Here is a 6,608-nt window from a genome sequence, read left to right on the forward strand (position 1 = left end):
CCGCGCTCTTTGGCTCGGTACAGAGCCTGATCGGCATCGTGGATGAGTTCGTCACCGCCCGCATGCCGCACCGGATCAAACTGCGCGGCACCCACGCTCACCGAGATGGTCGTCTGGAGGTCGCAGCGTTGCAGGCAATCCACGTCGTTGATCAGTTGACGCAGCCGTTCCGAAATCACCAACGCCTCGTCTGCCGTGGAATGGGGCAGCAGCACCAAGAACTCCTCGCCCCCCATGCGCCCAGCCACATCCTGCGCACGCAACCCGTTCTGGATGGTCAATGCAATCTCTCGCAGCACGCGGTCGCCTGCGGCATGGCCGAACGTGTCGTTGAGGGCCTTGAAATTGTCGACATCCAGCATCAACACGCTCAGCGGCGTCTGATTGCGCCGTGCGGCCGCCAATTGCTGGCCCAGTGCCTCAAAAACGGCACGGCGGTTGTAGAGCTGGGTGAGCTCGTCGCGCATGGCCAGGACCACGTTGAGCGCATCCGCGCGCTCCTTGGTCATGATCACAAACCCCACCGTCAGAAAAATCAACACCACCAGGCCCAACGTGTGTGTGACCGTCTGCATCAGGCTGGAGTGGTCAACCGACACACTCTGATCAGCGCCCATGGCCACGCCCACCACGCGAGAAACAAATATCCCGATGGCCACCAGCAAGCCACCGATGACGAGGTATTTGCCGCGCCCCACCGTCACACCCAGCCGTTGAACAACGATGACGACCAGGGCGATGGCCTGCAGGCCCAGGATGACGCCCAGTGTCAGCCGGCGAACCGTCCCGCTGTCAACGATCATCAGCATTGCAACCGCTGTTGCCACGGGAACCCATATGCGCCATGGTGGCCATTGGCGTTGCTGAAACACGAGCAAAGCATGGGTCAACATGGCCAGGCCTGCTGACAAGGCGGTGTTGCCCAGCACGATCGAGTAGAAATCGCTGACCTGTCCCCGCAAGCCGTACAGCACGTAGGTCAGGGCGTAGAGCACCAGGCCCAATGCCCAAAGGAGCATGCCCTCGCGCTTGCGCGATCCAATGGGCACCAAAGTGGCCACCGACGCCGCCAGCGCAAGACCGACAGCCACTGCCATCAGGTACATCGTGGGCGTGTGTGCGTACATGCGCGGCCTTTTGCTACGAAAGGTCAAACACCTTCGCTGAGCAATGGTAACCACACAAGTGCCATACCGCGGTGGAATCCCACTGGGCGTTCAGCATTGCCTACGCAGCAACCTACAGGCAAACCTGGCGACTCCGCAGCGCGCGGCCGCGTGGTCCATTGGTGCACCAGATGAACCGAAGCGACTCAGCCGGGGGGAGATCTCGATTCGCGTTTTCCGGCAGCAGCGCGGCGTGGCACCAGTTGCTCACAAAACAAGTGGCTTATTGTTCCCAAAATAGAAACATGCAAGTACTGTGACGGTTATTTATCTTCATCGATGGAAACTTTACAGTTCATCACATCGATGCGGCAAACACAACAAGCGGCATCGATGTGGCCCTGGCGCCGTCTACCCGATGGCCCGACCACCACATCATCACCTCGAAAGGATTTGAAAATGAACCGCACTCGCTTCTCCGCCATCGCCATCGCTTTTGCTGCCCTGTCTGCCGGTCAGGCCATGGCTGCCCCCATCGTCAACGGCGAAATCTACCCGGCGGACGCAGTGGCCCAGACGTCGACCGTCACCCGTGCACAGGTCCAGGCCGACGCTGCCCGTACCGGCGTGCTGGCCCAAAACGGGGAAATCCCCGCACAGGCTGCGGTCCCGGCCACCAGCAAGTCGCGCGCCGAAGTACGCGCCGAACTGGCCACCGCCCAGCGCGACGGCACCGTGCTGAATCACATCGGCGCCTGATCGACGCCCGCTGCCGGATAATCATGTGAGGGCAGCGTGAAGATCTCCAGCAACAAGGGCTGCCCACAAGGCAGCCCTTTTGTTGTCTGCGGCGCAGCGGCGTGATGACATGGGCCCTCAGCCCAGCAGGTCTGACATCCCCACTCGATACCCCATCGCTCGGTAACCGCGTTGCCGCTTTTCCCACATCCGCAGCAACGCGGGGTGACCGGTGTCCACAAAATCGATGATCTTCACGTCCACCTTGCCAGCATGTTCGCGGTGCAGGCGCCCAGCGTACTGCTGCAGCGTCCCCTTCCAAGACACGGGCATCGCCAGCACCAACGTGTCCAGCGGCGGGTGATCGAATCCTTCGCCGACCAATTTGCCAGTTGACAGCAAAACGCGCGGAAGACAGGCCGGCAACCCGTCCAGTTCAGCCACCAACTCAGCACGCTGCTTTCTGGACATACGGCCGTGCAGTACGAAAGGCGCTGGGTTCAGATCACCCAGAGATGCCTCGAGGGCGCCAAGGTGCTCGGTGCGTTCGGTCAAGACAAGCACCTTGCGGCCCTGTTCGTATGCACTTCTGATTTCTGTGGCGATGGCCTCGGTACGCGCCTGGTCATTGGCGAGGTGCCGAAAAACATCCTGAATACCCGCATCAGCGGGCAGATCGATACGTGCAAATCGAGTGCATGGCGAGACTGCCAGGTCTTGGGGCGCACCGGTGGGTTTGGCAGCTGTGTACCTGATCGGCCCGCACTGCATAAAAATGATCGGCTGTTGACCATCTCGACGCACAGGGGTCGCGGTCAGACCCAACACGTACCTGGCCTTGGATCGCTTCAAAATGGCATCAAACGACACGGCACCAACATGGTGGCATTCGTCCACGATCACTTGACCGTAGTTTTCAACCAGCGGGTCAACTTCGCCCTGCCGGGAGATGGACTGCATCACCGCGATGTCGATCGTGCCAGTGGGTCTGGCCTTGCCACCACCTATCGTGCCCACCACACCTTTTCCAACCCCCAAAAATGCCTGAAGCCGTTCCTGCCACTGCTTGAGCAATTCGGTGCGATGCACCAGGATCAAGGTGTTAACGGCCCGCCGCGCGATCAGCGCAGCGGCAGTGACCGTTTTGCCAAAGGCCGTAGGCGCACACAACACGCCCGCATCAAAAGGCATCATGCCGGACACGGCAGCTTCCTGGTCCAGGCGCAAGTTACCGACGAAGGCCACCTCAATGCGGTCACCGTTGGTGCGCTCGTCGTGCAGGTCGCAAGTAATGCCGTTGTCTCGCAACAGCTCCAACGCTGCATCCAGGCAGCCTCTGGGCAAGGCGATGTGTCGAGGAAAGTTTTCTGCGCGGCCAATGACACGTGGCTTGTCCCACACCGACATCCGCATGGCCTGGGCTTTATAGAACTCAGGGTTCTGAAATGCCGCCAGCCGAATCAGGCAATTCGCCAGCGCCTGCGGCAGTTGAGCCTTCTCAAAGTAGACCTGGTTGGCCAATGTGACGGTGAGCGAAGCGGGCATCTGGCCAGCCAGTCTCGTGCTCCGTGTGCTCCTGTGCTTCCATGGCGTGGCAAGATCTTCATCGTCGATGAAGGTGACGTCGAGCGGGTGCACGCCGCCAGTGGCTCGCAAAATGGTCGGCTCGATGTCGTCAACGGCCATGGGCACCATGGATGCCAGGAACGCCCACTGGTCCGGGAACGGTCGCAAATCCATATCGACGAACACGCTGCAGCCGTTTTCCCGAGCGCGCTTCTGCAGCGGCAAGGCAATCAGGTTGCCAAAACCGCCCTTGGGCATCGTGTCCTGGTTGGGAAACAGGCGGTCGTAGGATGCCAGTGTGAGTTGTCGGGTGCGAGAGCACGTATGGCTGATGATGGCGGAGCCCAGGCGCCGGGCGTCACGCGCGTGAACTCGATTGGCGAAAAACACCCACACGTGTGCGCCCTTGCCTGACCGTGAAATTTCCAAGGCGGCAGGAACCCCCAGCTCGTGGCAACTCCGCATGAAGGCCCGCGCGTCATCTCGCCACTCAGCCTCATCGAAATCAATCGCCAGAAAATGGCAGTTGTCGTTCTCCAGCAGTGGATACACGCCGACCGTGTGCTCGCCTGCCAGATGGTCGTAAATCACCGCATCAGACAGGGGGATCAGCAGACGGTTGCTGCAGTCGCCGCACTTGATGCGTGGCTTTTCGCAGACGCCAACACGCCACTCATTGGCGCACGCAGGCGCATAGCCTGACTTGCCCGAGGTTTTGCTTTCCCAACGGATTGGGTAGGCATCCGTACGTCCTCGAAACAGCCGACGAAACAGCGCCACCTTCTCGGCGGTAGACAACCGAGACGGCTCTGCGTCTTGTGGCCTTGCTGCGACCGGCTGTGGTGGGTGCCAGTCGATGCCATGGGTTTCAAGCAGGGCAATCAGGCGGGCGTTTTCAGCCTGAAGTGCTGCAAGGACCGATTGATCAGCCACAACAAAGTCTTTGTCAGTGGGTGGAATGAATGGCTTTCCACGCAGCGTAGTCAGATGGCCGCAGTCCATAGCGAGCCAAAACCCCCTCGTGCAGGCGCCTGAGCTCTTCAACGATCAGCGCCTGCACATCGGTCTGGGCTTCCTGTGGCACCCGTTCGGTCACCGCCCGCTGGATGCTGGACAACGGGTCCCGCTCGGGCGCCACCACCACTTCGCGGATGGTCTGCTTGATCAAATCGCGCCACGCCAAGCGCAGGGGATCGGGCTCAGCCAGGTCTTGCTTGATGGCCAGATACTCCTGCGTTGAGCGCTCATAGGCCCAGACGTAGAGATCGCGCAACAACTCCACCCGTGTCATTTCGTACACGCCCAAGGTGGCACGGCTGTACACCTGCTCCGGCACATCAAGAAACGTCAGCGGGCACAGGTTGGCACGGAACAGCGGCAGGTTGGCGGCCAGTCGGGACGTGCGTTTGTTGATGTCGGCAAAGGGCTGCAGGTAGGGCAGGTGCACCATCATGAAAAACGACTGCTCAAACGGATCGCGGATCGCGTTTGCCTTGGCCAGCAGCACATCCAACGCGTCCTCAATCTGCTGGGGTGTTGACAGGGGGCGGTAAACGCTTTGACTGATGTCGACGGCATGTTGCCGTATGCGGCCTTCGTCAGCCGGGTTGGGCAGCAGGTTCTCCGCCAAGGCGCTGTGCAGGTTCATCAAGGTGTACCGATTGAACTCGGCGCTGTCGATGTTCTCGACCAGCAGTTCGATCGCGGCCTTGTGGTTCAAGATCATCTGGGTCTCAAGGGCAGCCTTTCCTCGGGCGGCCTGCCCTTGCTCGATGAGTTTGCGTGTGTCGAGCCGTGAGTACGTGTTGCCTTCCAGGTGGCTTGACGCCCAGGACAAGTCAATCAAGAGCCGATTGAGAATGGCGCGGCTGTAGGTGCCCGCCGGCTCATCGACCGCCGCGGTGCGGCCCATCTTGTGCAATTGGCGACGCAAGGGCTCAGACAGGTACCAGCTCTCGTTGGGACGATAGGCTTCAAGGAAATCACGCTGGTAGCCGACCGGTTTGCGCCTCTGTGTGGGTTGCTCAATGTAGGCCAGGATGTCCTGGCTGTCCGCCGACAGGGGTATCAGGTGGGAATAGATATCGGCATCCGCTGTCTTGGCGGAAGCTTGACCATCGGACGCAACACCCCAATAGCGCCGAGCTCGCCCCTCGCCCCGTGCCACGATCTGGCCCGCCGCAATGAGTTGTGCGATTTGGCGCTGTGCTGTACGACGTGCAACGTTCGGATGACGCGCCATGAGCTCGGCCAAGCTCAATCCTGCCGGGGAGGCCTGGATGCTGAAGAGCAGTGTGGACTCAGATGACATGGGCGGGTTGGCGCTGTTCTGCTTGCATTTTGGCGCTGTTTTCTCAACTGCGCCAATTTTTCAGCTTAAATGGCGCAGTTTATTGCAAGCTGCGCCAACTCCGAGGGGGTGAGCAAGGGCAGTGGTGGTGTGCTCGGTCGGGGTGAGAGGGGGGCGAGGACTCCGATAAACTGCAAGACATGACAGACCGCGATCCGCCCAAAACAAAGCTGGAACGGCGCCCGGGTGAGAGCGTGTGGGAGACGATGGCCCGTGAGTTGGCCAGCAATCCGGACAGCCCAGCGTCTTTGAACATCATGTCGGCAGTGGGAAAGGCCATGAGACCTCATGCCCAGGCGGTGAATCAGGTGGTGGCAGCGCTGGAGGATCAACTTCAAGAAGATGGTGAGCAGCAGCGCGCAGCGGTACAAGCTGCGATCCGGCACTGGGAACGCGAATGCGACACCCAAATGGACAACGCTCTTCTGCAAAATCTCCAGAACACCGCGCGTGAGCGGATAGAGCGTCGGCGCCGCCAACCTCCGAAGATGGAGAGCATCTTGTCAACCCAGCCAGCGACCACGGACACTGGTTACCACCTGGGCATCCACCTCGAAGGCTTGGAGGGCACTTGGCATCGGCTGTGGGGACTCATCTGCCTGGTGTTCGGGTTCGGCAACGACGTGGAGTCCGATGAGGGTGTGTTGACTGTGCGCGCCCAATTTGAGGAATTGCTGGGCCGCGCGATGATGCCTGCTGAGTGGAATGCTCTGGTGGCGCACGCCAAAAATCACCACGAGACGATCGTCAACCCATCTGCGGACAAGCGCGATCTCGACAAGTCGTAACTGCGCCGAGGCTGCACGCCGTGTCCAGCGGCCTCTCAGTCCCTAACACCGGGCCAGTTG

Annotated in this window: 5 protein-coding genes; 2 read left to right on the plus strand and 3 right to left on the minus strand. The window is 60.6% G+C overall.

Features of this window, described 5'->3' with window-relative positions; translation table 11 throughout:
* On the minus strand, positions 1-1,127 hold a 1,127-nt coding region (locus ACFQPB_RS23435), incomplete at its 3' end, for a GGDEF domain-containing protein (protein WP_382228711.1).
* A 438-nt stretch (positions 1,128-1,565) separates the two neighbouring features.
* On the opposite strand from ACFQPB_RS23435, the gene ACFQPB_RS23440 reads away from it, so the two are divergent.
* On the plus strand, positions 1,566-1,865 hold the full coding sequence (locus ACFQPB_RS23440; protein WP_382228714.1) for a hypothetical protein: 300 nt from the start codon (positions 1,566-1,568) through the stop codon (positions 1,863-1,865).
* A gap of 117 nt (positions 1,866-1,982) precedes the next feature.
* Here ACFQPB_RS23440 and ACFQPB_RS23445 read toward each other — a convergent pair whose 3' ends face one another.
* Both ACFQPB_RS23445 and ACFQPB_RS23450 read right to left on the minus strand, forming a co-directional pair.
* The gene (locus ACFQPB_RS23445) at positions 1,983-4,343 is read right to left on the minus strand and encodes a TOTE conflict system archaeo-eukaryotic primase domain-containing protein (protein ID WP_382228716.1); all 2,361 of its coding nucleotides are present in this window, start codon (positions 4,341-4,343) and stop codon (positions 1,983-1,985) included.
* A 13-nt stretch (positions 4,344-4,356) separates the two neighbouring features.
* Complete coding sequence (locus ACFQPB_RS23450) at positions 4,357-5,721, minus strand: Fic family protein (RefSeq protein WP_382228719.1); 1,365 nt, start codon at positions 5,719-5,721, stop codon at positions 4,357-4,359.
* Between the two features lie 179 nt (positions 5,722-5,900).
* On the opposite strand from ACFQPB_RS23450, the gene ACFQPB_RS23455 reads away from it, so the two are divergent.
* Complete coding sequence (locus ACFQPB_RS23455) at positions 5,901-6,548, plus strand: hypothetical protein (protein WP_382228722.1); 648 nt, start codon at positions 5,901-5,903, stop codon at positions 6,546-6,548.
* Positions 6,549-6,608 lie beyond the last annotated feature (60 nt).

It is taken from the genome of Hydrogenophaga atypica (assembly GCF_042665215.1).
Classification (GTDB): Bacteria; Pseudomonadota; Gammaproteobacteria; order Burkholderiales; family Burkholderiaceae_C; genus Hydrogenophaga; species Hydrogenophaga defluvii_A.